This is a genomic window from Herbaspirillum sp. VT-16-41 (genome assembly GCF_001994935.1).
GTDB classification, from domain to species: Bacteria; Pseudomonadota; Gammaproteobacteria; order Burkholderiales; family Burkholderiaceae_D; genus Herbaspirillum; species Herbaspirillum frisingense.
Map to the genome: position 1 here is coordinate 111,321 of NZ_MUXB01000079.1, position 26,215 is coordinate 137,535.

At 62.9% G+C, this 26,215-nt stretch carries 23 protein-coding genes; 20 read left to right on the top strand and 3 right to left on the bottom strand.

Features of this window, described 5'->3' with window-relative positions; genetic code table 11:
- Positions 1–185: 185 nt before the first annotated feature.
- The 3 genes from BTM36_RS05460 to ompA form a co-directional block, all read right to left on the bottom strand.
- The gene (locus BTM36_RS05460; RefSeq protein WP_006462109.1) at positions 186–842 is read right to left on the bottom strand and encodes an HAD family hydrolase; all 657 of its coding nucleotides are present in this window, start codon (positions 840–842) and stop codon (positions 186–188) included.
- Between the two features lie 66 nt (positions 843–908).
- Positions 909–1,634, bottom strand: coding sequence for a bifunctional 2-polyprenyl-6-hydroxyphenol methylase/3-demethylubiquinol 3-O-methyltransferase UbiG (gene ubiG, locus BTM36_RS05465; protein WP_006462110.1), 726 nt, complete (start codon positions 1,632–1,634; stop codon positions 909–911).
- 145 nt (positions 1,635–1,779) lie between these two features.
- On the bottom strand, positions 1,780–2,394 hold the full coding sequence (ompA, locus tag BTM36_RS05470; RefSeq protein WP_006462111.1) for an outer membrane protein OmpA: 615 nt from the start codon (positions 2,392–2,394) through the stop codon (positions 1,780–1,782).
- Positions 2,395–3,168: 774 nt separating this feature from the next.
- Here ompA and gyrA point away from each other — a divergent pair.
- From gyrA to BTM36_RS05570, 20 genes are all read left to right on the top strand, one after another.
- The gene (gyrA, locus tag BTM36_RS05475; RefSeq protein WP_077235494.1) at positions 3,169–5,814 is read left to right on the top strand and encodes a DNA gyrase subunit A; all 2,646 of its coding nucleotides are present in this window, start codon (positions 3,169–3,171) and stop codon (positions 5,812–5,814) included.
- Between the two features lie 58 nt (positions 5,815–5,872).
- Positions 5,873–6,985, top strand: a complete 1,113-nt coding sequence (serC, locus tag BTM36_RS05480; protein ID WP_077235495.1) for a 3-phosphoserine/phosphohydroxythreonine transaminase — start codon at positions 5,873–5,875, stop codon at positions 6,983–6,985.
- A 129-nt stretch (positions 6,986–7,114) separates the two neighbouring features.
- The gene (pheA, locus tag BTM36_RS05485) at positions 7,115–8,188 is read left to right on the top strand and encodes a prephenate dehydratase (protein ID WP_006462114.1); all 1,074 of its coding nucleotides are present in this window, start codon (positions 7,115–7,117) and stop codon (positions 8,186–8,188) included.
- A 39-nt stretch (positions 8,189–8,227) separates the two neighbouring features.
- Positions 8,228–9,115 (top strand): prephenate dehydrogenase/arogenate dehydrogenase family protein, encoded by an 888-nt coding sequence (locus BTM36_RS05490; RefSeq protein WP_077235496.1) that lies wholly within the window; start codon positions 8,228–8,230, stop codon positions 9,113–9,115.
- A gap of 77 nt (positions 9,116–9,192) precedes the next feature.
- A complete protein-coding gene (gene aroA, locus BTM36_RS05495; protein WP_077235497.1) occupies positions 9,193–10,524 on the top strand; it encodes a 3-phosphoshikimate 1-carboxyvinyltransferase in 1,332 nt (443 codons plus the stop codon).
- A 58-nt stretch (positions 10,525–10,582) separates the two neighbouring features.
- Entirely contained in the window at positions 10,583–11,251 is a 669-nt protein-coding gene (cmk, locus tag BTM36_RS05500) for a (d)CMP kinase (protein ID WP_006462117.1), read from the top strand.
- A 215-nt stretch (positions 11,252–11,466) separates the two neighbouring features.
- Positions 11,467–13,182 (top strand): 30S ribosomal protein S1, encoded by a 1,716-nt coding sequence (gene rpsA, locus BTM36_RS05505; RefSeq protein WP_077235498.1) that lies wholly within the window; start codon positions 11,467–11,469, stop codon positions 13,180–13,182.
- A gap of 13 nt (positions 13,183–13,195) precedes the next feature.
- Entirely contained in the window at positions 13,196–13,501 is a 306-nt protein-coding gene (locus tag BTM36_RS05510; protein WP_006462119.1) for an integration host factor subunit beta, read from the top strand.
- A 318-nt stretch (positions 13,502–13,819) separates the two neighbouring features.
- Complete coding sequence (locus tag BTM36_RS05515; RefSeq protein WP_039874393.1) at positions 13,820–14,146, top strand: lipopolysaccharide assembly LapA domain-containing protein; 327 nt, start codon at positions 13,820–13,822, stop codon at positions 14,144–14,146.
- A 16-nt stretch (positions 14,147–14,162) separates the two neighbouring features.
- A complete protein-coding gene (gene lapB / locus BTM36_RS05520) occupies positions 14,163–15,338 on the top strand; it encodes a lipopolysaccharide assembly protein LapB (RefSeq protein WP_077235499.1) in 1,176 nt (391 codons plus the stop codon).
- 35 nt (positions 15,339–15,373) lie between these two features.
- Positions 15,374–16,753 carry a UDP-glucose/GDP-mannose dehydrogenase family protein gene (locus tag BTM36_RS05525; RefSeq protein ID WP_077235500.1) on the top strand — a complete coding sequence of 460 codons (1,380 nt, stop codon included), beginning with the start codon at positions 15,374–15,376 and terminating at the stop codon, positions 16,751–16,753.
- A gap of 1 nt (position 16,754) precedes the next feature.
- Entirely contained in the window at positions 16,755–17,690 is a 936-nt protein-coding gene (gene rfaE1, locus BTM36_RS05530) for a D-glycero-beta-D-manno-heptose-7-phosphate kinase (RefSeq protein WP_077235501.1), read from the top strand.
- A 130-nt stretch (positions 17,691–17,820) separates the two neighbouring features.
- Positions 17,821–18,222 carry a helix-hairpin-helix domain-containing protein gene (locus tag BTM36_RS05535; RefSeq protein WP_077235502.1) on the top strand — a complete coding sequence of 134 codons (402 nt, stop codon included), beginning with the start codon at positions 17,821–17,823 and terminating at the stop codon, positions 18,220–18,222.
- A 534-nt stretch (positions 18,223–18,756) separates the two neighbouring features.
- A complete protein-coding gene (locus BTM36_RS05540; RefSeq protein ID WP_077235503.1) occupies positions 18,757–19,728 on the top strand; it encodes a diguanylate cyclase in 972 nt (323 codons plus the stop codon).
- A 108-nt stretch (positions 19,729–19,836) separates the two neighbouring features.
- A complete protein-coding gene (locus BTM36_RS05545) occupies positions 19,837–21,984 on the top strand; it encodes a DNA polymerase III subunit gamma/tau (protein WP_077235504.1) in 2,148 nt (715 codons plus the stop codon).
- An 85-nt stretch (positions 21,985–22,069) separates the two neighbouring features.
- A complete protein-coding gene (locus tag BTM36_RS05550) occupies positions 22,070–22,396 on the top strand; it encodes a YbaB/EbfC family nucleoid-associated protein (RefSeq protein ID WP_006465014.1) in 327 nt (108 codons plus the stop codon).
- A 103-nt stretch (positions 22,397–22,499) separates the two neighbouring features.
- Positions 22,500–22,802 carry a YciI family protein gene (locus BTM36_RS05555; protein ID WP_006465015.1) on the top strand — a complete coding sequence of 101 codons (303 nt, stop codon included), beginning with the start codon at positions 22,500–22,502 and terminating at the stop codon, positions 22,800–22,802.
- On the top strand, positions 22,799–23,395 hold the full coding sequence (recR, locus tag BTM36_RS05560; protein WP_006465016.1) for a recombination mediator RecR: 597 nt from the start codon (positions 22,799–22,801) through the stop codon (positions 23,393–23,395). The genes BTM36_RS05555 and recR overlap by 4 nt, the downstream gene beginning before the upstream one ends.
- Before the next feature lie 290 nt (positions 23,396–23,685).
- Positions 23,686–24,933, top strand: a complete 1,248-nt coding sequence (locus BTM36_RS05565) for a CaiB/BaiF CoA-transferase family protein (protein WP_077235505.1) — start codon at positions 23,686–23,688, stop codon at positions 24,931–24,933.
- 113 nt (positions 24,934–25,046) lie between these two features.
- Complete coding sequence (locus BTM36_RS05570) at positions 25,047–26,084, top strand: ABC transporter substrate-binding protein (RefSeq protein WP_006465019.1); 1,038 nt, start codon at positions 25,047–25,049, stop codon at positions 26,082–26,084.
- Positions 26,085–26,215 lie beyond the last annotated feature (131 nt).

The following is a 26,215-nucleotide window of genomic DNA, read 5'->3' on the forward strand; positions in this document are numbered from 1 at the left end:
CGTCGGCTGCATTGGCTGCAATGGCTGCAATCCTTGCAAGGGAGGCCGGTTCTGATTGTGATGTGTCGGCGGTGAGCCTGTCTGCCGTCATTCTAATGCGAGGCGTCGTCACTGTGACACGTGAGGCTGGCGCAGGCTAGGAGGGGAAAGCGGCGCCAAAGTTTCCGCTGGGCGCCGCTGGCGGATCAGGAGAGGAGGGTGAGGATCTGCAGCGGGGCGTGCAGCAGGGCATCGGCATCCCATCCGGTGGGCTCGCTGTGGCCGCAGTAGCCCCAGGCCGCGGCGATGGTGGGCATGCTGGCGGCCCGGCCAGCCTGGATGTCGCGCAGGTCGTCGCCGACGTACCAGCAATCCTCGGGCGCCAGTTGCAGGCGCCGTGCGGCTTCCAGCAGCGGTGCGGGGTGGGGCTTGGGGTGCGGGGTGGTATCGCCGGAGACGATGCAGGCAGCGTGGCCCAGGCCGATCTGCGGGGCTAGCACGTCGGTGAAGCGCGCAGCCTTGTTGGTGACGATGCCCCAGGCGATCTGGCGCGATTCCAGCTGTGCCAGCAGTTCGGGGATGCCATCGAACAGGCGGCTGTGCTGGCTCATGTTGGCTTCGTAGCGATCCAGGAAGCGCACGCGCAGCGCTTCATATTCGTCGTGCTCGGGATGGATGCCGAGCGCTGCCCCGATCAGGCCGCGTGCACCGGCCGAGGCGACCGGGCGAAGCTGCTCATAGGGCGCATCGTCCAGGCCGCGCTCCTGGCGCAGGAAATTGGCGGCCGCCGCAAGGTCGGGCGCGGTATCGGCGAGGGTGCCGTCAAGGTCGAACAGGATTGCGCGCGGAGGGCGTAATGGCATGGGGTCTTGTCTGTGATGGCGGTGGAGAGGAGCGGCCGCAGCAGGGCGCTGCGGCGCGATGGCGGATCAGGCCAGCTTGGTACAGGCGACCAGGTAGTTGACGCTGGTGTCTTCGTTGAGGGAGTAGATCTTGGTCAACGGGTTGTAGCCCATGCCCTTGAAGGCGTCGATCTGCAGGTCGGCCTCGCGGGTGTAGCGGGCCAGTTCGGCCGGGGTGATGAACTTGGCGTAATCGTGCGTGCCCTTGGGGAGCAGGCGCAGGACGTATTCGGCGCCGATGATGGCCATCAGGTAGGACTTCATGTTGCGGTTGAGCGTGGAGAAGAACAGCTTGCCGCCCGGCTTGGCCAGGGTGGCGGCGGCGCGCACGATGGCGGCCGGATCGGGTACGTGTTCCAGCATTTCCATGCAGGTCACCACGTCGTACTGGCCGGCTTCGCGTGCGGCCATGTCTTCGGCGGCGATTTTCTCGTAGCGCACCTGTACGCCTGATTCCATGCTGTGCAGGTCGGCCACTTTCAAGGCCTTGTCGGAGAGGTCGATGCCGGTGACGTCGGCGCCCTTGATGGCCATGGATTCGGCCAGGATGCCGCCACCACAGCCGATGTCGATGACTTTCTTGCCGGCCAGCGGAGCGCGGGCATTGATCCACTCCAGGCGCAGCGGGTTGATTTCGTGCAGCGGACGGAATTCGGAACCCGGGTCCCACCAGCGATGGGCCAGTTCACTGAATTTCTGGATCTCTTGGGGATCGGCGTTCATGGTCGCGTTGGTCGCATTGGTCGTGTTCATGGGGCCTAATGATAGCCCAAACGGACAGTCCCGGTTGGCGGCGGCAGATCAAGTGATGCGGCAAAAAGGGGCTGACGCGCAAATGCCGCAGCAATAAAAAAACCCCGCCGAAGCGGGGTTCATTGAGCCTTGTAGCGTCAATCGATTACTTGCGGGTACCCACAACTTCGATTTCCACACGACGGTTCTTGGCGCGGCCAGCAGCGGTCTTGTTGTCAGCGACCGGTTGCGACTTGCCCTTACCTTCGGTGTAGACGCGGTTGGCTTCAACGCCCTTCGAAACCAGGTAGGCCTTGACGGACTCAGCGCGGCGAACCGACAGCTTCTGGTTGTAGGCGACGGAGCCGATCGAGTCGGTGTGGCCGACGGCGATGATGACTTCCAGGTTGATGGCCTTCAGGTTACCAACCAGTTCGTCCAGCTTGGCCTTGCCAGCCGGCTTCAGGGTTGCCTTGTCGAAGTCGAAGAATGCGTCAGCAGCGTAGGTGACCTTTTCCGAGGTCGGAGCAGCGACAGGAGCCGGAGCCGGAGCAGGAGCAGCAGCGGCAACCGGAGCCGGTGCCGGCGGTTCTTCGCACGGACCGTTCACGTAAGCGGTTTGCCAGCACAGACCGTAACCGCTGCGGGTCACGACGTCACGGCCATCTTGCAGGTACAGGCTGCCGGGACGAACCTTGATGTCCTTGGTTTCCTGAGCGGTGGCAGACAGTGCGATGGCTGCGGACGCAGCAGCGAAGACGAGTTTTGCTAATTTGTTCATGTTTCTCCTCTCGGGTGAGATATCCGCAGATAAACTGCGCTACAAGATTACGACATCAAAAAATGAATAATATCATGTGTTCAGGTCGTCACAGGCCCTTGTTCCATGGGGCTAGTAATGAACTTAGCCGCCATTCTGCCACACGGATTGCCCTTGAGCGATGCTTGCCAATTGGTCCAGACAACGTTTTTGGGACTGTGTTGTTTCTTCGCAACGGGATATTTTTGAGCCGTTTTTGTTCCATCTGAGCCTGAAAAACCCCGATTTTTTCTAGAAAATCCTTATTTTTCATACAGTTCGCGCATTTTCGTCTCGGCAAGTAGTTGTCATTTTCTCCGAGGCATTGTCGACGGCGATGTGGATCAATTTTCTGTGCCGGGGCACGGGAATGATCTCGAGAAAGTTTTTGGCGCTTGTTATTTGGGCATCAGGCAGGCCAGCGCAAGGAAAACAATGCCTTCTGGCAATGCTTCCGTTCCCATCTCCCCAACCTGGTGCGTCAACGGCCTGGCTGCCGGATGCCGCCACTAATATATATAGCGAGTGCGACCACAAGGCCAGCCGCTCTCGCAGGCTGGGAGCGGCTGTGCGGCGGGCATCTGAAATTTGCTTCACTTCCCTGGCGGGCGGTGAAGCGCGCCGTTGGAGGCGTTTTGAGGGCGGTTGAAGGGCTTTTGACCCTCCTGGCGTGCTAGAATCCACTGTTCTGATCAGTCCAAGGGCCACGCCCGCCCGGCAGGATTTTCTGGCCGGGAAACATCTTTCGACTCTCCAATGGATCAATTCGCTAAAGAAACCATCCCCATTTCCCTCGAAGAAGAGATGCGCAAGAGTTACCTCGATTACGCCATGAGCGTGATCGTGGGTCGGGCACTGCCGGACGTGCGCGATGGCTTGAAGCCGGTGCACCGCCGCGTGCTGTACGCGATGCACGAGATGAACAACGTCTGGAACCGTCCCTTCGTGAAGTGCGCGCGCGTGGTCGGTGAAGTGATGGGCAAGTATCACCCGCACGGTGACGCTTCGATCTATGACACCCTGGTGCGCATGGCCCAGGACTTCTCGCTGCGCTATACCCTGGTCGACGGCCAGGGCAACTTCGGTTCCATCGACGGCGACGGCGCTGCGGCGATGCGTTACACCGAGTGCCGCCTGGACAAGATCTCCAACGAATTGCTGGCCGACATCGAGAAGGAAACCGTCGATTTCGTGCCCAACTACGACGGCAAGGAAAAGGAACCTTCGGTCCTGCCGACCCGGATCCCCAACCTGCTGGTCAACGGCTCCTCCGGCATCGCCGTGGGCATGGCCACCAACATCCCGCCGCACAACATCACCGAGGTGATCAACGGCGCGCTGCACCTGCTGGCCAACGAGCATTGCACCATCGATGAACTGATCGAACTGGTGCCGGCGCCTGACTTCCCCACCGGCGGCATCATCTACGGCGTATCCGGCGTGCGCGACGGTTATCGCACCGGGCGTGGCCGCGTGGTCATGCGCGCCAAGACCCACTTCGAGGAGTATGGCCGCGAAGGTCGTATCGCCATCATCGTCGATGAGCTGCCCTACCAGGTCAACAAGAAGGCCTTGCTGGAACGTATCGCCGAGCTGGTGCGCGACAAGAAGCTCGAAGGCATTTCCGACCTGCGCGACGAGTCCGACAAGTCGGGCATGCGCGTGGTGATCGAATTGAAACGCGGCGAAGTGCCCGAGGTGGTGCTGAACAACCTCTACAAGCAGACCCAGCTGCAGGACACCTTCGGCATGAACATGGTGGCCCTGGTCGATGGCCAGCCCCGCCTGCTGAACCTGAAGCAGCTGCTGGAATGCTTCCTGTCGCACCGTCGCGAAGTGGTTACCCGTCGCACCGTGTTCGAACTGCGCAAGGCGCGCGAACGCGGTCACGTGCTGGAAGGTCTGGCCGTGGCACTGGCCAACATCGATGACTTCATCGCCATCATCCGCGCCGCACCGACGCCGCCGATCGCCAAGGCCGAACTGATGTCGCGCGCCTGGGATTCGTCCATGGTGCGCGAGATGCTGGCCCGCGCCGGGGAAGCCAACGAAGGTGGCATCGAAGCCTTCCGTCCGGAAAGCCTGCCGGCCCATTACGGCATCCAGTCCGATGGCATGTACAAGCTCTCCGACGATCAGGCCCAGGAAATCCTGCAGATGCGTCTGCAGCGCCTGACCGGCCTGGAGCAGGACAAGATCGTCAACGAATACAAGGAAGTCATGGCGCAGATCGCCGACCTGCTGGACATCCTGTCCAAGCCGGCCCGCGTGACCGCCATCATCACCGACGAACTCAACGCCGCACGGAATGACTACGGCATCGGTGCCAAGGACGAGCGTCGCTCCACCATCGAGCACAACGCCACCGACCTGGCCACCGAAGACCTGATCACACCGCAGGACATGGTGGTGACCCTGTCCCACACCGGCTACATGAAGTCGCAGCCGGTCTCCGAGTACCGCGCACAGAAACGTGGCGGTCGCGGCAAGCAGGCCATGGCGACCAAGGATGACGACTGGATCGACCAGCTCTTCATCGCCAACACGCACGACTACATCCTGTGCTTCTCCAACCGTGGCCGCCTGTACTGGCTGAAGGTCTGGGAAGTGCCGCAGGGCTCGCGCAACTCGCGCGGCAAGCCCATCGTCAACATGTTCCCGCTGCAGGATGGCGAGAAGATCACCGTGATCCTGCCGGTGTCGGGCGCCAACCGCAGCTTCCCGGATGACCGCTATGTCTTCATGGCGACCAGCCTGGGCACCGTCAAGAAGACCCCGCTGTCGGACTTCTCCAACCCGCGCAAGGCCGGCATCATCGCCGTGGACCTTGATGAAGGCGACTTCCTGATCGGCGCCGCGCTGACAGATGGCGCCCATGACGTGATGCTGTTCTCGGACGCCGGCAAGGCCGTGCGCTTCGATGAAAACGATGTCCGTCCCATGGGCCGTACCGCCCGCGGCGTGCGCGGCATGAACCTTGAAGAAACACAGCAGGTCATCGCCCTGCTGGTGGCCGAGAATGAGCAGCAATCCGTGCTCACGGCCACCGAGAACGGCTTCGGCAAGCGTACCCCGATCACCGAGTACACCCGCCATGGTCGTGGCACCAAGGGCATGATCGCGATCCAGACCAGCGAGCGCAATGGCAAGGTGGTCGCGGCCACGCTGGTGGATTCCACCGACGAGATCATGCTGATCACCACCGGTGGCGTGCTGATTCGCACCCGCGTCTCGGAGATCCGCGAGATGGGTCGTGCCACCCAGGGCGTGACCCTGATCGCGGTGGAGGACGGCACCAAGCTGTCCGGCCTGCAACGCGTGGTCGAGTCCGATGTGGAAGACGTGATGGACGGCGAGAACGCCGAGGGTGCCGGCAGCGAAGCTCCTGCCGCTGGCGAGTAAAGCAAGTCCCGGGCGGCTGGCGACATGCCGGCCGCCTTTTTTGATGGCGAACGCAGAAATGGTTTATAACTTTTCCGCCGGACCGGCGGTATTGCCCAAGGAAGTGCTGCAACAGGCAGCCGACGAGATGCTGGACTGGCATGGCAGCGGCATGTCGGTCATGGAGATGAGCCATCGCGGCAAGGAGTACATGTCCATCATCGAAGCCGCGCTGGCTGACGTGCGCGCGCTGATGAACATCCCCTCCAACTACAAGGTGCTGTTCCTGCAGGGCGGGGCGATTGCCGAAAACGCCATCATCCCCATGAACCTGGCGGCCCTGCGTTCACCGGCCGGCAAGCACGAAGTGGGTGTGGCCGACTACATCAATACCGGTTCCTGGTCGACCAAGTCGATCAAGGAGGCAGGGCGCTACTGTACCGTCAACGTGGCGGCTTCCTCGGCCGACCGCAAGTTCGCCAGCATTCCGGCGCGCGGTGACTGGAAGCTCTCGCGCAATGCCGCCTACGTGCACATCTGCAGCAACGAGACCATTGACGGCGTCGAATACCAATACACCCCCGAGGTTGCCGCCGATACCGACGGCGCGCCGCTGGTGGCCGACATGTCCTCGCACATCCTCTCGCGCGAGGTTGATGTCTCGAAGTACGGCGTCATCTATGGCGGTGCCCAGAAGAACATCGGCCCGGCCGGCGTGACCATCGTCATCGTGCGCGAAGACCTGCTGGGTCACGCGCTGCCGTTCTGCCCCTCGGCCTTCGACTGGAAGATCGTGGCCGACAACGACTCCATGTACAACACCCCGCCGACCTACGCGATCTACATCGCCGGCCTGGTGTTCCAGTGGATCAAGCGCCAGGGTGGCGTGGCTGCGCTGGAAGCGCGCAACATCGCCAAGGCCGGGCTGCTCTACGGCTACCTGGACAGTACCGATTTCTACAGCAACCGGATTGCAGCGGATTGCCGTTCCCGCATGAACGTGCCGTTCTTCCTGCGCGACGAGTCGCTCAATGACACTTTCCTGGCCGGCGCCAAAGAGCGCGGCCTGCTGCAGCTGAAAGGCCACAAGTCGGTCGGCGGCATGCGTGCATCGATCTACAACGCGATGCCGATCGAGGGCGTACAGGCCCTGGTCGATTATCTGAAAGACTTCGAAAAGCAGCACGGTTGAGCCGCACCTGACCGGGCAGCCTGCCCGTGCGGTGCCGGCCTTCGGTCGTGCGCCATGCCAACGCCATGCCAAGAACGCCGCAGCCCGGTCTTCGCGCCGGGATGCGGCTGCAGACACTGAAAGAGCAAGATGAGTGACGACAAGTTGCTGCCCCTGCGCCAGAAGATCGATGCCATCGATGCGCAAATCCTCGACCTGTTGAACCAGCGCGCCCGCGTCGCGCAGGAAGTGGGTCACGTCAAGGCCGAGACCAATGCCCCCGTGTTTCGCCCCGAGCGCGAAGCTCAGGTGCTGCGCCGCGCCGCCGACCGCAATCCCGGCCCCTTGCTGGGAACCGATATCCAGACCATCTTCCGCGAAGTGATGTCGGCCTGCCGCGCGCTGGAAAAGCGCGTGGTCGTGGCCTATCTCGGCCCCGAGGGCACCTTCAGCGAACAGGCGGTGTACCAGCAGTTCGGCCACGCCATCGAAGGCCTGCCCTGCGTGTCCATCGATGAAGTGTTCCGCGACGCCGAAGCCGGCACCGCCGATTTCGGCGTGGTGCCCATCGAGAATTCCTCCGAAGGCGTCATCAACCGCACTCTCGATCTGTTGCTGCAGACCACCCTGACCATCAGCGGCGAAGTCTCCATCCCCGTGCATCACAGCCTCATGACCGCCGACGGCAAGATGGATGGCATCACCCGCATCTGTGCACACTCGCAGGCCCTGGCCCAGTGCAATGCGTGGCTGAATATGAACTATCCTTCCATCGAACGCCAGGCGGTGGCCTCCAACGCCGAGGCGGCGCGCATGGCAGGTGAAGACAAGAGCGTGGCGGCCATCGCCGGCGAGATCGCCGGGCAGAAGTACAACCTGCAGACCGTCAACGCACACATCCAGGACGACCCGCACAACCGCACCCGATTCGCCATCATCGGCCGTCTGCGTACGGCGCCCTCCGGCCGTGACCAGACTTCCATCGTGCTGTCGGTGCCCAACAAGGCGGGGGCGGTCTACAACCTGCTGGCGCCACTGGCGCGTCATGGCGTGTCGATGACGCGCTTCGAGTCGCGGCCGGCCCGCATGGGCGCGTGGGAATACTATTTCTACGTCGACCTGGAAGGTCACGAGCAGGACGAGAAGGTCGCCCAGGCGCTGGAGGAACTGCGCCAGAATGCTGCCTTCTTCAAGCTGCTGGGCTCCTATCCGCTGGGCCTGTAAGTGCCGGCTGTCCTGACACCTTTACCGTCCGAGTCCACCGTGTTCAAGAAAGTCGTCATCTTCGGCGTGGGCCTCATCGGCGGCTCGTTTGCCCTGGCGCTGCGCCGTGCCGGCCAGGCCGCCCACATCGTCGGCGTCGGTCGCTCCACGGCCAGCCTGGAGCGTGCCCGCGAACTGGGTCTGATCGATAGCGTTGCCACCGACCCGGCGGCCGCAGTCGATGGGGCCGACCTGATCCTGCTGGCCGCCCCGGTGGCCCAGACCGAGGCCATCCTGGCCTCCATCGCACCCTACCTGGCACCGGAGGCCATCGTTACCGACGCTGGCAGCACCAAGGGCGACGTGGTCGCCGCAGCCCGCAAGGCGCTGGGTGCGCGCATCAGCCAGTTCGTCCCCGCCCATCCAATCGCCGGGCGTGAGCAGCATGGTCCGGAAGCCGCCCTGGCCGACCTCTACGAAGGCAAGAAGGTGGTCATCACCGCCTTGCCCGAGAACGCCGCGCAGGACGTGGAAACGGTCGCCGCCGCCTGGCGCGCCTGTGGTGCCGTCATCCATCGTCTTTCGCCGCAGGAGCATGATGCGGTGTTCGCCTCGGTCAGCCATCTGCCGCATGTACTGGCCTTTGCGCTGGTGGACGATATCGCCGCCAAGCCGCATGCGGACACGCTGTTCCAGTATGCGGCCAGCGGTTTTCGCGATTTCACCCGCATCGCTGCTTCTTCGCCCGAGATGTGGCGCGACATCACACTGGCCAACCGCGATGCCCTGTTGACCGAAGTCGATGCCTATCTGGTGCAATTGCAGGCCATCCGCGAGATGATCGCCAATAGCGATGGCCCCGCGCTGGAACAGGTCTATGCCAGTGCCCGCGATGCGCGCCAGCAATGGGCCGCCGCCATCGAGGCTGCCGAACGCAAGAACGGCTGAGCCAGCCTGGCCGGCAGAATAGTGAAACTTTGCGTGCCGCTGCGGCGGCCCGATTCATCCACCGAAAACGAATCACGATGAAACAGCCTTCCTACCCCCGTCATATCGACCTGACTCCGGTGCACCACGTGCAAGGCACGGTCAAGCTGCCCGGCTCCAAGAGCATCTCCAACCGCATCCTGCTGCTGGCGGCGCTGTCCGGCGGCACCACCCGTATCTTCGACCTGCTGGCCTCCGACGATACCCTGGTCATGCTGATGGCCCTGCAGACCCTGGGCGTGAAGTGGGAGCAGATCGAAGGCACCCAGGATTACATCGTGCATGGCGTCAACGGCGTGCTGCCGGTGCACCAGGCCGATCTCTTCATGGGCAATGCCGGCACCGCCATCCGCCCGCTCACCGCCGCGCTGGCCGTGCTGGGTGGCGACTACACGCTGCACGGCGTGCCGCGCATGCATGAGCGCCCCATCGGCGACCTGGTCGATGCCCTCAATGCGGTCGGCATGCGCATCGACTACACCGGCAACCCGGGTTATCCACCGCTGCACATCCGTCGTGGCCAGCTGAGCTCCTCGCGCATGAAGGTGCGCGGCAATGTGTCCAGCCAGTTCCTGACCGCCTTGCTGATGGCGGCGCCCTTGATGGCGCGCGAAGAGGCGATGCAGATCGACGTGGTCGGCGAGCTCATTTCCAAGCCCTACATCGAGATCACCCTGAACCTGATGCGCCGCTTCGGCGTCGAGGTCGAGCGTGATGGCTGGCAACAGTTCATCATCCAGCCCGGCCAGCACTACCGCAGCCCGGGCAGCATCCACGTCGAGGGCGATGCGTCCTCGGCCTCCTACTTCCTGGCAGCCGGCGCCATCACCGGCGGCCCGATCCGGGTCGAAGGGGTGGGCCGCGACAGCATCCAGGGCGATGTGCGCTTCGTCGAGGCGCTGCAGCAGATGGGAGCCACCATTACCATGGGTGAGAACTGGATCGAGGCCTCGTCCAACGGCCCCCTGAAGGCCATCGAAGCCGATTTCAACCATATTCCCGATGCCGCCATGACCATCGCCGTGGCCGCGCTCTATGCCGACGGCCCCAGCACCTTGCGCAATATCGCCAGCTGGCGTGTCAAGGAAACCGACCGCCTGGCTGCCATGGCCACTGAGCTGCGCAAGCTCGGCGCCGAGGTGGAGGAGGGCGCCGACTACCTGAAGGTGACGCCGCCGGCCGAGATCGGCAGCGCCGCCATCGACACCTATGACGACCATCGCATGGCCATGTGTTTCTCCCTGGCATCGCTGGATGGTGCATTGCGGCGTGGCAACCGAGTGCGCATCAATGACCCCAAATGCGTGGCCAAGACCTTCCCGGATTACTTCGACGTCTTCAAAAAGATTGCCGAGCAAACCTTGATCTGATAAACCCTGTAGTAACGAGAAATTGCACCAAATTATTCACTGATAGAGGGTTCAGGCCATGGAAAAAGCAAAGATACCGGTCATCGCCATTGATGGTCCCACCGCCTCGGGCAAGGGCACCGTGGCCCAGAAGGTAGCCCAGCAACTCGGTTTCCATTACCTGGATTCGGGCGCGCTGTACCGCCTGACGGCGCTGTCCGTGCTGCGGCGCGGCATCGCCCTGGACGACGAGCATGCGCTGGCCAAGGCGGCCGAGCACCTGCACTGCCATTTCGATGGCGCCCACATCTTCCTGGCCAATGAAGACGTGACCCAGGCCATCCGTGCCGAAGAGGTCGGCAATACCGCCTCCCGCATCGCCGCCCTGATCACCGTGCGCCAGGCCTTGTACGGCCTGCAGTTGTCATTCAGGAAATCCCCCGGCCTGGTGGCCGATGGTCGCGACATGGGTACCGTCATCTTCCCCAACGCCCGTCTGAAGGTGTTTTTGACCGCCAGTGTGGAAGCGCGCGCCACAAGACGCTATAAGCAATTGATTGACAAGGGTTTTTCTGCTAATATCGAAGACCTCTCCAGAGATTTGAAGGAACGTGACGAACGCGACATGAGTCGCTCGTCGGCCCCCTTGAAGCCTGCGGAGGGCGCATATCACCTGGATACATCCGACATGACCGCTGACGAAGCGGTGCAGCAGGTACTCAGCTGGTACGCTGCCCTGGGGCATTGAAAGCGCCTGAATCTGCTTGAAAAAGCGCCTTTCGCTGCCATCATGGGCAAGTCCTTGTTGTACCCGTAGTGCCATTGGTGCCCGGCAGATGCAAAGTCTGACGGGTGTTGATAAACCTAACCCAGTATCCATGCCATCGGCGGCAACGCAGACGGCAGTGCAAGTCGGGACGATTGCATCGTACGGATACCGGCCAATCTTTCTTACTTTCTTTTATGTCTACCACTACCGTTATCGCTGCAGGTGTTGATACCTCCAGCGAATTTGCTGCTCTGTTTGAAGAATCGCTGTCGCGTCAGGACATGCGTTCGGGTGAAGTCATCTCGGCAGAAGTCGTGCGCCTGGATCACAACTTCGTGATCGTCAACGCCGGCCTGAAGTCGGAAGCATTCATCCCTGTTGAAGAATTCAAGAACGACAACGGCGAAGTCGAAGTCAACGTCGGCGACTTCATCTCCGTTGCGATCGAATCGCTGGAAAACGGCTTCGGCGACACCATCCTGTCGCGCGACAAGGCCAAGCGTCTGGCATCGTGGCTCTCGCTGGAAAAGGCGATGGAGTCCGGCGAGATCGTCACCGGTACCGTCAATGGCAAGGTCAAGGGCGGCCTGACCGTTCTGACCAACGGCATCCGTGCCTTCCTGCCGGGTTCGCTGGTCGACACCCGTCCGGTCAAGGACACCACCCCGTTCGAAGGCAAGACCCTGGAATTCAAGGTCATCAAGCTGGATCGCAAGCGCAACAACGTCGTTCTGTCGCGCCGTGCCGTGATCGAAGCCTCCATGGGCGAAGAGCGCGCCAAGCTGATGGAAACCCTGAAGGAAGGCACCGTCGTCACCGGTATCGTCAAGAACATCACCGACTACGGTGCGTTCGTTGACCTGGGTGGCATCGACGGCCTGCTGCACATCACCGACCTGGCATGGCGTCGCGTGCGTCACCCGTCGGAAGTGCTGTCGGTTGGCCAAGAGATCACCGCCAAGGTCCTCAAGTACGATCAAGAGAAGAACCGCGTCTCCCTGGGCGTGAAGCAACTGGGCGACGATCCGTGGACCGGTCTGTCGCGTCGCTACCCGCAAGGCACCCGCCTGTTCGGCAAGGTCACCAACCTGACCGACTACGGTGCATTCGTAGAAGTCGAACAAGGCATCGAAGGCCTGGTGCACGTCTCCGAAATGGACTGGACCAACAAGAACGTGGCCCCGAACAAGGTTGTCCAGCTGGGCGACGAAGTCGAAGTCATGGTTCTGGAAATCGACGAAGAGCGTCGTCGTATCTCCCTGGGCATGAAGCAGTGCAAGCCGAACCCGTGGGACGACTTCGCCATGAGCCACAAGAAGGGCGACAAGGTCAAGGGTTCCATCAAGTCGATCACCGACTTCGGCGTGTTCATCGGCCTGCCGGGCAACATCGACGGCCTGGTGCACCTGTCCGACCTGTCCTGGACCGAAGCTGGCGAAGAAGCCGTGCGCAAGTTCAAGAAGGGCGACGAGCTGGAAGCCGTTGTTCTGGCCATCGACGTGGAACGCGAGCGCGTCTCCCTGGGCGTGAAGCAACTGGAAGGCGACCCGTTCAACAACTTCGCCGCCCTGAACGACAAGGGTGCGTTGGTGACCGGTACCGTCAAGTCGGTTGAGCCCAAGGGTGCTGTGATCCAGCTGAACGACGAAGTCGAAGGCTACCTGCGTGCATCCGAAATCTCCCGCGACCGCGTGGAAGATGCCGGTACCCACCTGAAGGTTGGCGATTCCGTCGAAGCCCTGGTCATCAACATCGACCGCAAGGCGCGCAGCATCCAGCTGTCGATCAAGGCCAAGGACAACGCCGAGACCCAGGAAGCCATGCAGAAGATGTCGGCTGACTCCAACGCTGCTTCGGGCACCACCAGCCTGGGCGCGCTGCTGAAGGCCAAGCTCGACAACAAGAACTGATCTTCCGGTCACGATGACGAAGTCGGAGCTGATCGCCCGTCTGGCTGAGCGTTATCCGCAACTTGTCGCCAAGGATGCGGATTACGCGGTCAAGACCATCCTCGATGCCATGGTCGACGCACTTGCGACCGGCCAGCGCATCGAGATCCGTGGTTTTGGCAGCTTCGCGCTCAACCGCCGTCCGCCGCGTATCGGCCGCAATCCCAAGTCTGGCGACAAGGTGATGGTTCCCGAAAAACGGGTGCCGCACTTCAAGCCCGGCAAGGAATTGCGCGAACGCGTCGATGCGATGGTCGGCCAGCCAATCCGCGAGGATTGAACCGGCTTGGCCTGTGACCAGGCAGTTCTTGTCGCCAGCTTCTTTGATGGCGATGTCAGGCTGCAGTAATCGTTGATACCTTGCACCTGCCCAGCGCACGCTGAGCGGGTGTAAAGGCAGATCAACAAAATGAACGGCATCTTTGGATGCCGTTTTTTTTCACGTACAATCCGCATTTGACCTGGATTGACCTGGAAAGCGAGCGAAACAGGCCCGATTTTTCCGGCCAGCGCAATAATTGCGATCCGGCACGCCCCGCCGCGAGGTGCGCAGGCGGCCTTCCGGGCAGCACACTGACCCGCCAGAAAGGATTACGCCATGAAAATACTCTCCCGATTGATCGCGGCCATCCTGTTCGTGTTCTTCTTTTTCTTCGCCCTGCGCAACACCCAGGAAGTGACCATGCATTTCTTCCTCGGCTATGAGCGCAGCGACCCGCTGGTGCTGGTCCTGCTGGCCTTCTTCGTGGTCGGCGCGGTACTGGGCGTGCTGGCCATGGTGCCGCTGGTCTTGCGCCATCGTCGCGAAGCCTCGCGCTACAAGAAGACCCTGGCCCAGATCCAGAAGGCCCAGGAAGACCTGGTCCAGGCACAGGCCCAGCCGCCACAGCCAGACAGCGTGATAACAGCGCAGCACATCCTCTAATTGCCCCTCTCTCTTTATGGAATTTGAATTTTGGTGGTTGCTCGGCATCCCGGTCTTCTTCGGACTCGGATGGATTGCCGCGCGGGTCGACATCAACCAGTTGCTGTCCGAATCGCGTACCCTGCCACGCGGCTATTTCAAGGGCCTCAACTTCCTGCTCAACGAGCAACCCGACAAGGCCATCGACGCCTTCATCGAAATCGTCAAGCTGGACCCGGAAACGGTAGAACTGCACTTTGCCCTGGGCAACCTGTTCCGCCGCCGCGGCGAGACCGAACGCGCCATCCGCGTGCACCAGAACCTGCTGGCGCGCCCGGACCTGCCGGCCGAGCACCACGGACATGCCCTGTATGAACTGGGCCAGGATTATCTGAAGGCCGGCCTGCTGGACCGCGCCGAGGAAACCTTCAACAAGCTCATCGACACCCCCTACAGCGCCCAGGCCGGTCGCGCCCTGCTGGAAATCTACCAGCGCGAGAAGGAGTGGACCCGCGCCATCGCCGCGGCCGAGATCCTGCAGGCCACCGGCGCCGGTGGCCGCCAGCGTGAGATCGCCCAGTTCTATTGCGAACTGGCTGCCGACGAACTGGTGCGCACCAATACCGATGCCGCCATGTCCCTGCTGGACAAGGCCCTGGCCGCTGACCGCAAGAGCGTACGCGCCACCATGCTGATGGGCGACGCGCTGCGCGCCCGTGGCGACATCGAGGGCGCTCTGGAAACCTGGCGCCGTGTGGAGCACCAGAGCGTGCCGCATACTGCCCTGGTGGCGCAGCGCCTGATGGATGGCTATATCGCCGTGGGCCGCCCGCAGGAGGGTATCAACCTGCTGCGCGCCTACCTCGCCGAAGCGCCGTCGATCGACTTGCTGGAAGTGGTCTTCAAGGCCGTCCTCGACGCCGATGGCATCGATGCCGCCAACGTTCTGGTCAGCGAGGAGCTGCGTCGTACGCCCACGCTGCTGGGCCTGGACAAGTTCCTGGAAGCCCGCATGATGAGTGCGCCCCAGACCGTGCGTCCGGAGCTGGCGGTGGTCAAGACCTTGGTGCATGGGTATACTCAGAAGCTTGCCCGCTACCAGTGTAGCCATTGCGGTTTCAAAGCACGCCAGTTCTACTGGCAATGCCCTGGCTGCAGCCAGTGGGAAACTTACCCTCCGCGGCGCACCGAAGAATTGAACGTGATGAACTGAGGCCTTTCGGCCGTACCTGAAACTCTGGATATCCCATGAAAATCACCATCATCGGCACAGGCTACGTTGGCCTGGTGACCGGCGCCTGTTTGGCCGAACTCGGTAACGACGTGTTCTGCCTGGACCTCGACCAGCGCAAGGTCGACATTCTCAACAACGGCGGCATTCCCATCCACGAACCTGGTCTGGACGAAGTGGTGGCGCGCAACCGTGCCGCCGGCCGCCTGCAGTTTTCCACCGACGTGGCCGCCAGCGTGGCCCACGGGGATATCCAGTTCATCGCGGTGGGTACCCCGCCCGACGAAGACGGCTCGGCCGACCTGCAATACGTGCTGGCCGCCGCCCGCAACATCGGCCGTCACATGGAAGGCTTCAAGGTGGTGGTCGACAAGTCCACCGTGCCGGTGGGCACGGCTGACCGCGTCAAGGCCGCCATCGCCGAGGAACTGGCACAGCGCGGCACGACCGATGCCAGCTTCTCGGTGGTCTCCAATCCGGAATTCCTCAAGGAAGGCGCTGCGGTAGAAGACTTCATGCGCCCTGACCGCATCGTGATCGGTCACGACCAGAGCGCCGATGGTCTGCGCGCGCAGAAGCTGATGAAGAAGCTCTACGCGCCCTTCAACCGTAACCATGAGCGCACCTACTGGATGGACGTGCGCTCGGCCGAATTCACCAAATACGCCGCCAACGCCATGCTGGCCACGCGCATTTCCTTCATGAACGAGCTGGCCAACCTGGCCGATCGGGTCGGTGCCGATATCGAGTCGGTGCGTCACGGCATCGGTTCCGATCCGCGTATCGGTCACAGCTTCCTGTATGCCGGCTGCGGCTATGGCGGCTCCTGCTTCCCCAAGGATGTGCAGGCGCTGGAACGTACCGCCCGCGACTACGACCAGGAACTGCTGATCCTGCAGGCCGTCGAGCGTGTCAACGATCGCCAGAAGCACGTGCTGGGCAAGAAGATCGTCACCCGCTTCGGCGAAGACCTGACGGGCAAGCACTTCGCGATCTGGGGCCTGGCCTTCAAGCCCAATACCGACGACATGCGCGAAGCGTCGTCGCGGGTGCTGATCGGCGAACTGGTACGACGCGGCGCCAGCGTGGCCGTCTACGATCCGGTGGCCATGAAGGAAGCCGGCCGCGTGCTGGAACTGGACTTCGCCGAGGATACGCAGTTGTTGCAGAAGATCCGTTTCGCCGCGTCGCCCAATGACACCTTGCAAGGTGCCGACGCCCTGGCCATCGTCACCGAATGGAAGGCCTTCCGCAGCCCCGATTTCGAGCGCGTCAAGGCGGCACTGAAGACCCCGGTCATCTTCGATGGCCGCAACCTGTTCGATCCGCAGCTCATGGCCGACAGCGGCATCGAATACTACGGCATCGGCCGCACTCTTCAAGCGCGTGGACAATAACGTGAACAAGGACCTCTCTTCCGCCTGGGATTCCGCCCGCATCCTCATCGTGGGCGATGTCATGCTGGACCGCTACTGGTTCGGCGAAGTCAACCGCATCTCTCCCGAAGCCCCGGTTCCGGTGGTGCGCGTGGAACGCCGCGAGGAGCGCCTGGGTGGCGCCGCCAACGTGGCACGCAATACGGCCAGCCTGGGAGCCAGGACGGCGCTGCTGGGCGTCACCGGCGACGACGAGCCGGCGCGCGTGATGGAGAACATGCTGCGCGAGATGGGCATCGACAGCCACCTGAACCGCGACCCCAGCATCGCCACCATCGTCAAGCTGCGCGTGATCGGCCGCCAGCAGCAGCTGGTGCGCATCGACTTCGAAGAGGCGCCTACCGACACGGTCCTGCGCGACAAGCTGACCCAGTTCAACTCGCTGGTGGCCGATTACGACGTCATCGTCTTTTCCGATTACGCCAAGGGCGGGCTGGTCAACGTCGCCGAGATGATCGCCACCGCGAAGAAGCTGGGCAAGCGCATCCTGGTCGATCCCAAGGGCGACGATTTCACGCCCTATGCCGGTGCCTCCATCCTCACGCCCAACAAGTCGGAGATGGTGCGCATCGTCGGCCAGTGGAAGAACGAGGAAGACCTTACCGCACGCGCCCAGAAACTGCGTACCGAACTGGACCTCGAAGCCTTGCTGCTGACCCGTTCGGAAGAAGGCATGAGCTTGTACCGCGATGGCGAAGTCACTCACTTCCCCACCATGGCGCGTGAAGTGTTCGACGTATCTGGCGCAGGCGATACCGTCATCGGTACTCTCGCCGTGATGCTGGGCGCAGGTGCTTCGCTGGTGGATGCCGTCACCATGGCCAATCGTGCCGGAGGCATTGTGGTCGGCAAGCTCGGTACTGCCACCGTGACCCGCGAGGAATTGCTGGCAGGGTGATTTGAGAGCGGTTTTCTAGCTGGATTACTGTCAACAGGCTGCTGTGACTTTCGTTGAGGATGGGCAGCGCATTTCCGGATGCGCTGCCCTTTGTTTTTTCCCTCAATCCAGAAAGTCGAAAGGACGCATCATGTTGAAGAAAACCCTGTTGTTCGTACTGAGCTTTTTCGTCGCTACCGGTCTCGCCCTGGCCGAGGTGGACGTCAACAAGGCCGATCAGGCCGCCCTCGACGGCGTACGCGGAATCGGTCCCTCCATGTCCAGGCGCATCCTGGATGAACGCCAGAAGGGCGGCAGCTTCAAGGACTGGAGCGACCTGCAGGCCAGGGTCAAGGGCATCAAGGACAAGGCCGCCGCGAAGCTGTCTGCCAATGGCCTGACGGTGAACGGTCAGCCTAAGTCCGGAGCGCCCGGCGACGCGGCGGCCCGCTCGGGTAAGGCCGCCAAATCCCCGCACGCTGAGAACAAGGGCAAGGAGCCCGCCGCCAAGGCTGACAAGATGGCTGAAGAGCCGGCGGCCGCCAAGAAGTGACGGCTAAAAGTTGCTGATCTGAGGAAAGCCTTCGTAGCAAGGGCATCCGCAGGGTGGCACGACAGCGTCGATGGATCTGGCGCCTGACGGCGGGCCGAGGTAGGGGAGGCCTGCTGTTCGATGTCAGGCAATGGGAAGCGGGCGAGAGCGATGTCCGCGCTTCTTGTGCATAACTAGAACTCATTTCATAAATAGGCGCGAGTGCGAGCGAGTCCCGTTTGGGATGAAGTGCAAGGCGCGAATTTGGGTCAAGACTGGGCGTCTTGACCCAAATTCGTAACGCAGCAATTCGCCCAAACGGGCCGCTCCCTCCGGGTTCTGCCCAGAAAGGGCGCTGGCCGCGTTGCGCTCCTTGCGTGTGGCACCCACCACACGACGCGTCGCGCGCCTTGCCAGCGCCCTTTCTGGGCAGAACGCATCTCACGACTATTTATGAAATGAGTTCTAAATCTTGTTTCTCGAAAAATTTGGGGTTAAAGTGAGCCGCAGCCTGCCGTTAACCTGGGCAACCACGTCCATCCGCGTTGATGAATCATGATAATTGCCGAGCTACCCGTCAATGAAGCTGCCCGCATCGACGCCCTGCATTCGCTGCGCATCCTCGATACGCCCAGGGAAGAGCGCTTCGACCGCCTGACCCGCCTGGCGCGGCGCCTGTTCGATGTGCCGATGGCGGTGGTGTCGCTGGTCGATGTCCATCGTCAGTGGTTCAAGTCCTGCGTGGGACTGGGCGATGCCACCGAGACCTCGCGTGACGTTTCCTTCTGCGCCCATGCCATCCTGAGCGAAGACCTGACCATCGTTCCCGACGCCCGGCTCGATGCGCGTTTCGCCACCAATCCCCAGGTCACCGGCGAACCCTTCATCCGGTTCTACGCCGGGTGTCCCATCAAGAGTGAAAGCGGCTTTACCCTGGGTACCTTGTGCCTGGTCGATATGGTCCCCCGCAATTTCGATGTCGATGAGCAATCCCTGCTCAAGGACCTGGCTGCCATGGTCGAACAGGAACTGGCTGCCGTGAAACTGGCCACCATCGACGACCTTACCGGGGTCTCGAACCGGCGCGGCTTCGAGGCGCTGGCCCGGCATGCCTTGGCCAACGCCCGGCGCATCGGCCATGCCGCCTGCGTGCTCAACTTCGACCTGAATCATTTCAAGCAGATCAACGACCGCTTCGGGCATTCCGAAGGCGATCAGGCCCTGACCGATTTCGCCGGCCTGCTTATGGCCAACCTGCGCGAATCCGATGTCATCGGGCGCCTGGGCGGTGACGAATTCGCGGTCTTCCTGACCAATACTTCCCTGGACGATTCGGTCGTCGTCCTGCAGCATCTGCAGCAGGCGGTGCAAGCCTTCAACCAGAGCGGCCAGCGCCAGTATCAGCTGGACTACTGCGTCGGTGCGGTGCAGTACGATGCAGCGCGGCACCCTGACCTGGCTGCCCTGCAGCGCGCCGCCGATGCAGCCATGTACGAGCGCAAGAAGGCGCGCCGCGCCGCGCCCTGATCCAGTCAGCGGGGGCTGGCGGCGGCAGTGCATGCAGGCAAAGGCGATACGGGCGGCGAAATAGCTTAAAATGCCCCCCTGAGCCAAAAAGCCGACTGCAGCCACCTCATGTCCTATCAAGTTCTCGCCCGTAAATATCGTCCCCGCAGCTTCGACACCCTGGTAGGCCAGGAACACGTCGTGCGCGCGTTGACGCACGCGCTGGAACAGCAGCGGCTGCACCACGCCTATCTGTTCACCGGGACCCGTGGCGTAGGCAAGACCACGCTCTCGCGCATCCTGGCCAAATCGCTCAATTGCGTCGGCCCGGATGGCAACGGCGGCATCACCGCGGCTCCCTGTGGCGTGTGCGAAGCCTGCGTGGCCATCGATGCCGGCCGCTTCGTCGACTACATTGAGATGGACGCCGCCTCCAACCGCGGTGTGGACGAGATGGCGCAGTTGCTGGAACAGGCCATCTACGCGCCGTCCAACGCCCGCTTCAAGGTCTACATGATCGACGAAGTGCACATGCTCACCAACCACGCCTTCAACGCCATGCTGAAGACGCTGGAAGAGCCGCCCGAGCACATCAAGTTCATCCTCGCCACCACAGATCCGCAAAAGATTCCCGTGACCGTGCTGTCGCGCTGCCTGCAATTCAACCTGAAGCAGATGCCGCCCGGCCACATCATCAGCCATCTCGACAACATCCTGAACCAGGAAGGCATCGCGTTCGATCCCCCCGCGCTGCGCCTGCTGGCGCAGGGGGCCTCGGGCTCCATGCGCGATGCGCTGTCGCTGACCGACCAGGCCATCGCCTATGCCGCCGGCCGGGTCACCCTGGAAGCCGTGCAGGGCATGCTGGGCGCGCTGGACCAGTCCTACCTGATCCGCGTCCTCGACGCCCTGGCCGTGCAGGATGGCGCCGCACTGCTGGGTGTGGCCGACGACATGGCGACCCGCAGCCTGTCCTACAATGCCGCGCTGCAAGACCTGGGGACGCTGCTGCACCAGATCGCGCTGGCGCAGGCCGTACCCGCTGCACTGGCCGAGGACCTGCCCAACCGCGAAGATATCCTGCGCCTGGCGACCCAGTTCAGTCCCGAGCACGTGCAGCTGTTCTACCAGATTGCCGTGCACGGCCGCAATGAACTGGGCCTGGCCCCGGACGAATGCGCCGGCTTCAGCATGACGCTCTTGCGCATGCTGGCCTTCCGTCCGGTCAGCGCCACTGCCTCCGGCCCGGTACCGGCCGCAGCAGCACCAGCCGCGGCGCGCCCGGCTGCACCGCGCCAGGCGGCCCCACTGATGGCGCCGCAGGCGGCCGTGACCAGCGCCCCGGTCGCCCGCGTGCAGGCCCCGGCAGCAGCGCCAGCGCCGACCGTGCCGACTGCACTGAATGCACCGGCCGCAGCAAGCGCATCCGCAGCACCTGCAACAGCTTCAGCCGCACCTGCTACGCGTGCTGCCCCTGCAGCCCCGGCATCGGCCCGCGAGGCAGCGCTGATGGCAGCCCGCGTCGGCAAGAACGGCAAGGCTCCTGCTGCTCGTCCAACACCTGCGCCGACACCAGCGTCGGCGCCTGCTGGGGGCGCCGCGCAGGTGGTATCCACCGCTGCCGCCCCGGCTGCTTCGGCTCCGCGTGCCGCCGCGCCGCTGGCGTCGGACATGCCGGACATGCCCGAACCGCCGCCCTTCGACGCCATCCCGCCCTGGGAAGAGGATGCACGCGTCGACACGATGCCACCCGCTGGCTTCGCGGCTGAAAAAAAAACTGAGCCCGCTGTCGCCGTCGCACCGGCTGCACCGGCCGCGCCCGTCGCACCCCAGCGTCCGGCCGCCACACCCGCACAGCAACAGGAAACCGCCCGCATCGCCGCTGAACTGGGCTGGGACGGCCATTGGCCCAGCCTGGCCGCCAGCCTGGCACTGCGCGGTGTGGCCCATCAGATGGCGTTCCAGAGCGAACTGGTGCGCTGCGAAGCGCTCAATGGTGGCAATGTCTGCTTCCACCTGCGCATCCCCCTCGACACCCTGCGTTCCTCGGGCAGCGTGGAAAAACTGGTGGCCGCCCTGTCAGAACGCTTCGGCAAGGAAATCCGCGTGGAAACCGAACTCGGCGCCGTCGCCGACACGGCCAACGCGGTGGCCGAAGCCGAACGCGCCGAGCGCCAGCGCAAGGCTGAACAGAAGATGACCAGCGACCCCTTCGTGATGACCATGATGCGCGAATTCGGCGCCACCATCGTGCCGGGGTCGATCCAGGCGTTGTGAAGCAGGAACGGAAGGACCGACCGGATTGCCGGGCGCTTCCGCAAACGCGATAGAATCCCGTGAAATTGAAACAAGGAGCATGAGCATGATGAAAGGTCAACTCGCAGGTCTGATGAAGCAAGCACAGGCCATGCAGGACAACATGAAGAAGGCCCAGGAACAACTGGCCAACATCGAGGTGGAAGGCCAGTCCGGCGCCGGCCTGGTGAAGGTCGTGATGACCTGCAAGAACGATGTCAAGCGTGTCTCCATCGATCCGTCGCTGCTGGCTGACGACAAGGACATGCTGGAAGACCTGGTCGCCGCCGCCTTCAACGACGCCGTGCGCAAGGCTGAAGCCACCGCCCAGGAAAAGATGTCCGGCGTCACTGCCGGCATGCCGATGCCCCCGGGCTTCAAGATGCCGTTCTGAGGTCGGTGCGGCCCGCGCATGCATGCCGGGCCGCCACGATCGCTGCGGTAAAGCAAGACATCCATGATGTTGACGGAATGCACGATTGTTTAGGGGATGCACCATGTTCATCGTCTCGATCACGTACACCAAGCCGGCAGGCGACATCGACTCCCTGCTGACCGCGCACAAGAAATTCCTGAACCAGCAATATGCCGACGGCGTGTTCCTGATGTCGGGCCGCAAGGTTCCGCGCACCGGCGGCATCATCATTGCCGATTGCGCCGATCGTGCCGAGATCGAAGCCATCATGGAGTCTGATCCCTTCTTCATCGGGGGCGTGGCCGAATACGAGATCATCGAATTCGTGCCTTCGATGACCGCCGAGGCGCTGGAAGCCTTCCGCTATTCCGTAGACCGCAATTGAAAACGCCCTCCAGTCTCACCGTCCTCACCGAATCGCTGCGCCGGCTTCCCGGCATCGGGCCCAAGACCGCGCAGCGCATGGCCTACCACCTGCTGCAGCATGATCGCGACGCCGCTGCCGAGCTCAGCAAGTCGCTGGCGCAGGCGCTCGATACCATCCGTCATTGCGCGTTGTGCAACACCTTCACCGAGCAGGTCATCTGCGAGACCTGCCAGGACAGCCAGCGCGACCATACCCAGCTCTGCGTGGTGGAGTCGCCCTCCGACCAGGTCATGATCGAGCAGACGCTGACCTTCAAGGGCCTGTATTTCGTCCTCATGGGGCGCCTCTCGCCGCTGGACGGCATCGGCCCGCGTGACATCCATCTCGAAAAGCTGATCACCCGCGCCACCGATGGCGTGGTCACCGAAGTGGTGCTGGCCACCAACTTCACCAACGAAGGCGAAGCCACCGCCCACTACATCAGCGAAACCCTCAAGGCCCGTGGCCTCAAGGTCAGCCGCCTGGCACGGGGCGTCCCGGTCGGCGGCGAGCTGGAATACGTGGATGCCGGCACCATCGCCCGCGCCATGCTGGACCGCCGCACGACGTGAGGCCGGGCAGGTTTTCAGATGAAAAACTTGCAGGCATGAGGTCGACGATGAAGGTCAAAATGCGCGACATCCAGTCCATGCTGCAATAGAATGACGACTGCCAGCCGGCCGGTACCCCCGGAGGCTGCCGCAGGCGACAGCGCAGCAACCCTGCGCACCGGACTGCACACCAACCCACGCATTTCAGGACACTGGCCACTACCCGACAAGAGCCAGGTCCGGCATCACGATCAGGAGGAGATCACCGGATCGGCCGCGCCGCAGCGCGTCAGCCATCCGGTGCAAGCACGATGAGCACAGGCACATCCAAGCCCGGCCCGCTGGCCGGCATCAAGGTACTGGAACTCGGTACGCTGATTGCAGGCCCGTTCTGCTCGCGCATGCTGGCCGAATTCGGCGCCGATGTGATCAAGGTCGAAGCCCCCGGCAACGGCGACCCGCTGCGCCAATGGCGCGTGCTCAAGGATGGCACCTCGCTGTGGTGGTCGGTCCAGGCCCGCAACAAGAAGAGCATCACCCTCAACATGAAGGACGAGCGCGCCCAGGAAATCGCCCGCAAGCTCGCCCTGGAGGCCGACGTCATCATCGAGAACTACCGTCCCGGCGTGCTGGAAAAGTGGAAGCTCGGCTATGAAGACCTCAGGCAGATCAACCCAGCCACCATCATGGTGCGCCTGTCCGGCTACGGCCAGACCGGCCCCTTGCGCGACCTGCCGGGCTTCGGCGCCATCGGCGAATCGATGGGCGGTATCCGCTACGTTTCCGGCCACCCGGATCGTCCACCGGTGCGCATCGGCATTTCCATCGGCGACTCCATCGCTGCCCTGCACGGCGTCATCGGCGCCATGATGGCGCTGCGCCACCGCGACGTCACAGGCGGCCGCTGGAACGGCAAGCAGGGCGACGACTGCGTCGCCGGCCAGGGTCAGATGGTGGATGTGGCTTTGTATGAGGCCGTCTTCAACATGATGGAATCGATGGTCCCCGAGTTCGACTTTGCCGGCGTGGTCCGCGAGCGCACCGGAGGTGCGCTGCCCGGCATCGTGCCCTCCAACACTTACACCACGGGCGACGGCATGAACATCGTCATCGCCGGCAATGGCGACGCCATCTTCAAGCGCCTGATGAGTGCCATCGGTCGCGAAGACATGGCCAGCGACCCCGGTCTGGCACGCAACGACGGGCGCGTCCCGCGTACCGCCGAGATCGACGCGGCCATCCAGCAGTGGTGCAGCACGCAGACCATCGACAATGCCCTGACCACGCTGCAGGGGGCCGACGTCCCGGTCGGCAAGATCTACTCGGTCAAGGACATGATGAGCGACGCCCAGTTCCTGGCGCGTGACATGTTCGAGCAGCACCAGTTTGCCGACGGCACGCCGGTCAAGCTGCCCGGCATCACGCCCAAGATGTCCGAGACACCCGGCCAGACCAAGTGGCTCGGTCCCGAGCTGGGCGCCCACAGCGATGAAATCCTGCAATCGCTGGGGTATGATGAGGCCCACATCAAGATGCTGCGCGACCACGGCGTGGTCTGAGCGGCACGCAACGGTAGCGCAATCTGCACGGGATTGCGGACCAACACTGCACTGGCTGCAGACAATAAAGCAGCAAAAACGCAGCACCCCCATCCACACACGGAGGAGACATAATGAAATTGAGCTGGAAGCAATTGCTGATCGCCGCAGGCCTGTTCCTGGCCGGCTACTTTTCCTTCAACGGCAGTGCCGGTGCACAGGCACTGGAAAAGCCCAAGGTGTCCATCGCCGTCGGTGGCAAGAACCTGTTCTATTACCTCCCGCTGACGGTGGCCGAACAGCTCGGTTATTTCAAGGATGAAGGCCTGCAGGTCGAGATTTCCGACTTCGCCGGCGGTGCCAAGGCCTTGCAGGCGATGGTGGGCGGCAGCGCCGACGTGGTCTCGGGCGCCTACGAGCACACCATCAACATGCAGGCCAAGGGCCAGGCCATCGTCGCCTTCGTGCTGCAAGGCCGTGCGCCGCAGATCGTGCTGGCCGCCAACAACAAGACCATGCCCAACTACAAGAGCGTGGCCGACCTCAAGGGCAAGAAGATCGGCGTGACCGCACCCGGTTCATCCACCAGCATCATGGCCAGCTATGTGCTGGCCAAGGCCGGCCTGAAGCCCACCGACGTCTCCTTCATCGGCGTGGGTGCCTCGGCCGGTGCGATCTCGGCCATCCGCTCCGGCCAGATCGATGCCATCGCCAACCTGGACCCGGTGATCTCCATGCTGGAACAGCACAACGAGATCAAGACCATCGCCGACACCCGCACCCTGAAGGACACCAACGACGTCTTCGGTGGCCCGATGCCGGCCGCCACCCTGTACGCTCCGGCGGCCTTCGTCCAGAAGTATCCCAACACCACGCAAGCCCTGACCAACGCCATGGTGCGCGCGCTGAAGTGGATCCAGAAGGCCGGCCCCTCGGACATCATCAAGGCCGTGCCGGAGAGCTACCTGCTGGGCGACCGTTCGCTCTACATCGATGCCTTCATGAAGGTGCGCCAGGCCATTTCGCCGGATGGCTACTTCCCGCCAGGTGGCCCCGATACCGCCCTGCGCACGCTCAAGGCCTTCGAGCCCTCGCTGGCCGACAAACAGATTGACCTCTCCAAGACCTTCACCAATTCCTTCGTGCAGAAGGCCAACGCCAAGTACAAGTAAGAAGCAAGGCTCCCACCCGATGCGAATGCACAGCAAATGCCCGGCAACGGGCATTTGCGCATCTGAACGGGGCGCTTGCCTGTGTATCACCCAGCGCGGCCGTGCCGGCCCGTAACGCAGTGAAGTCCTGA